The sequence below is a fragment of the Kiritimatiellia bacterium genome (assembly GCA_018001225.1).
In the GTDB taxonomy this organism is placed as follows: Bacteria; Verrucomicrobiota; Kiritimatiellia; order CAIQIC01; family JAGNIJ01; genus JAGNIJ01.
Genome location: JAGNIJ010000085.1, coordinates 1 through 2,511, shown reverse-complemented (window position 1 = coordinate 2,511; position 2,511 = coordinate 1). Strand labels below are relative to the sequence as shown.

Sequence of the window (2,511 nt, the reverse complement as noted above, 5' to 3'; positions counted from 1 at the left end):
TGATCCCGGGAGAAGGCAACACGGTAGGCCTCACGCTGTTGTACGACCGCCGTGTCCGGCGCTTCCTCAATATTGAGGATCCCACTCAAGTGACATTTGCACGGCTCGTGTACCGTACGAACGAGCATTAGGAGAATTCCCAGGATGCGGAACGCACTGCCCCGTTGCATGCTCATACTCGTACTCGCCGCCCCCGTGGGTCTGCTGGTTCCTGTCTGTTCCATCGGCGCAGACACGGTCACCATGAAGAACGGCGTGACAATTGACGGAATGGTCCAGGAAATTCCCGGAGGAGAACTGACCGTCGTGGTTGCCGGCCGGAGCATCGCCCTTCGGCGGGACGAAGTGGCCGGTATCGTGAAGAACGACAAGACGGGCCATCTCGATTTGGAGACGATCCAGGCGCGGCGGGCCGAACGCGATGCAAAGCATCTTGAGGACACGGGCCTGACTCTCCAGCAACGCGCGGAAATCATGAAACTCATGCGTAATCTGCAGTCGACGGATCCTGAAATCAGCGCGCGGGCCAGTAACGCCTTGATCGCGAAGGGCCGGGAATTGGATCTGTTCCGGTATTTCGAACACTGCCTGCCGGCGTTGTCGCCGCGGTTTGTTCCAGGCGTCCTCGATGTCCTCGCCCGTCTGGATTCCCGCAGGGCCAGGCCTCTGTTCCTGGAATGCTGCTCTCATGTCGATGGCGGGGTCCGCGCGAGGGCGATTGCCTTGTTGGGAACGAACCGGGATTTCGAAGCCGTGGACCAGATAGCGCGCGGGCTTGCCGACCCTGTGCCGGCGGTCCGCATCGCCGCCGCGGACGCGCTCGGGGCTCTCGGGGCGAAAGAGGCAACCCCAGCCCTGATCGAAAATCTGAAATCGGGAGACCTGAGGACCCGGCATGTGAGCCGCCGCGCACTGGCGCAGCTCTGGAGCCTGCCCGGGGAACCCGTGGATTTTGAGACCCACGACGACTGGGCCCTCTTCTGGGGCAGGCAAGCCGGCACGATCGCGAATCCGATCGAGTTGTCGGAACTCCTTCCCCTGGTTTTGCCCGGAGAGCGTTTTCAAGACGAATGAATCCGGGTCTGTCCGCGACTCCGGCACGGCGCCGGTGGACAGGGGCCGATGTCCCGTCCCCCGAAAACGTGTCCCATGCGCTCGAACCGGTGCATGCGGCGCACCGGAGGCACGAAGCGCATAGCCTTCCCTGGAGTACGGCGTTTTCCGTATACGCATCCCGGTTTGGCGGGGGTGGGCGACAGTGCTATGCTCAACATCCTGATGACGCATAGGGGCCGGAAGGTCCCGTTTGGGCGAAGGGATCCGCTATGACAACCCTGGTCGCGCTGATGACGTTGTGTGCGGCGCCGGAAACACTGGCGCATCCGCCGTATCTGGAGCATGGGCTGGCGTTCGACACGCCCGCGATGACGTGGGACGAGGCCCTGCCGCTCGGCAACGGGATCATGGGCGCGCTGGTCTGGGGCGACGGCGCGCCGTTGAACATCTCGCTGGATCGCACTGATCTGTGGGACCTGCGGCCGGTGCCGGAATTTGCGTCGGCGGACTACTCGTACGCCGTGATGCGGGAATGGGAGCGGGCCGGCCGCTACGACGAGCTCGCGAAGCTGTATGAACTGCCCTACCACCGGCCCGCGCCGACCAAAATCCCCGCGGGGCGTCTGACTCTGGCGTTTGACGGAGCGGCGTTCGGAAGCACGGGGCTCGATCTCGCGGCCGCCACGGGACACGTCTCGTTCGGCAATGGCGCGCGCGTGACGGCCTGGGTTCATGCCACGGCGCCGCTCGGGGTGCTGGAAATCGAAGCGGGCGCGCCGGTCACACCGGTGCTCGTGGCGCCCTTGTTTGGCGGGAAGGAGCACATCCAATCGGAGATCGGCATCGAGGCGGGCGAACTGGCCCAGCTGGGCTACGGCGCGCCGCGGGAGAGCGCCGGCGACCGGTTTGCCGCGTATGAGCAGGAAGGCTGGGGCGGATTCCGTTTCGCGGTGTACGTGGGCTGGCGTTTCGACGAAGGGGCGGGCAAGACCACGGTGATCTGGACGGTCGCTTCGAGTGTTGAGGGCGGCGAGCCGATGGCCATCGGAAAGGCGCGGGTGGAAACGGCCCTGGACGGCGGGCTGGACGCCTTGCGTCAGGCGCATCTGGCCTGGTGGCGCGCGTATTGGGACCGCACGTGGCTGCGGGTGCCGCATGCGCGCATCGAGCGGCAATGGTATCTCGATACGTACAAGCTGGGAGCGGCGGCCCGGCCCGACGCGCCGCCGGTCAGCCTGCAGGGGCCCTGGACGGCCGACAACGGCAGGCTGCCTCCCTGGAAGGGCGATTACCACCACGACCTGAACACGCAGATGACGTATTGGCCTTGTTACAGCGGCAACCGGCTCGAGGCCGCCCGGGGGTTTGTCGACTGGCTGTGGGACCACCGCGAGAACTGCCGGGCGTGGACCCGGAAGTTCTTTGACCTGCCCGGTCTGGCCGTGCCCATGACCA

At 65.4% G+C, this 2,511-nt stretch carries 2 protein-coding genes; both read left to right on the top strand.

All coding sequences use genetic code 11. The features are described 5' to 3' along the window. The first annotated feature begins 243 nt into the window (after nucleotides 1-243). Nucleotides 244-1,074 (top strand): HEAT repeat domain-containing protein, encoded by an 831-nt coding sequence (locus KA248_15880; GenBank protein MBP7831387.1) that lies wholly within the window; start codon nucleotides 244-246, stop codon nucleotides 1,072-1,074. A gap of 251 nt (nucleotides 1,075-1,325) precedes the next feature. Next, the coding region (locus tag KA248_15875; GenBank protein MBP7831386.1) for a glycoside hydrolase N-terminal domain-containing protein at nucleotides 1,326-2,511 on the top strand (1,186 nt) is incomplete at its 3' end.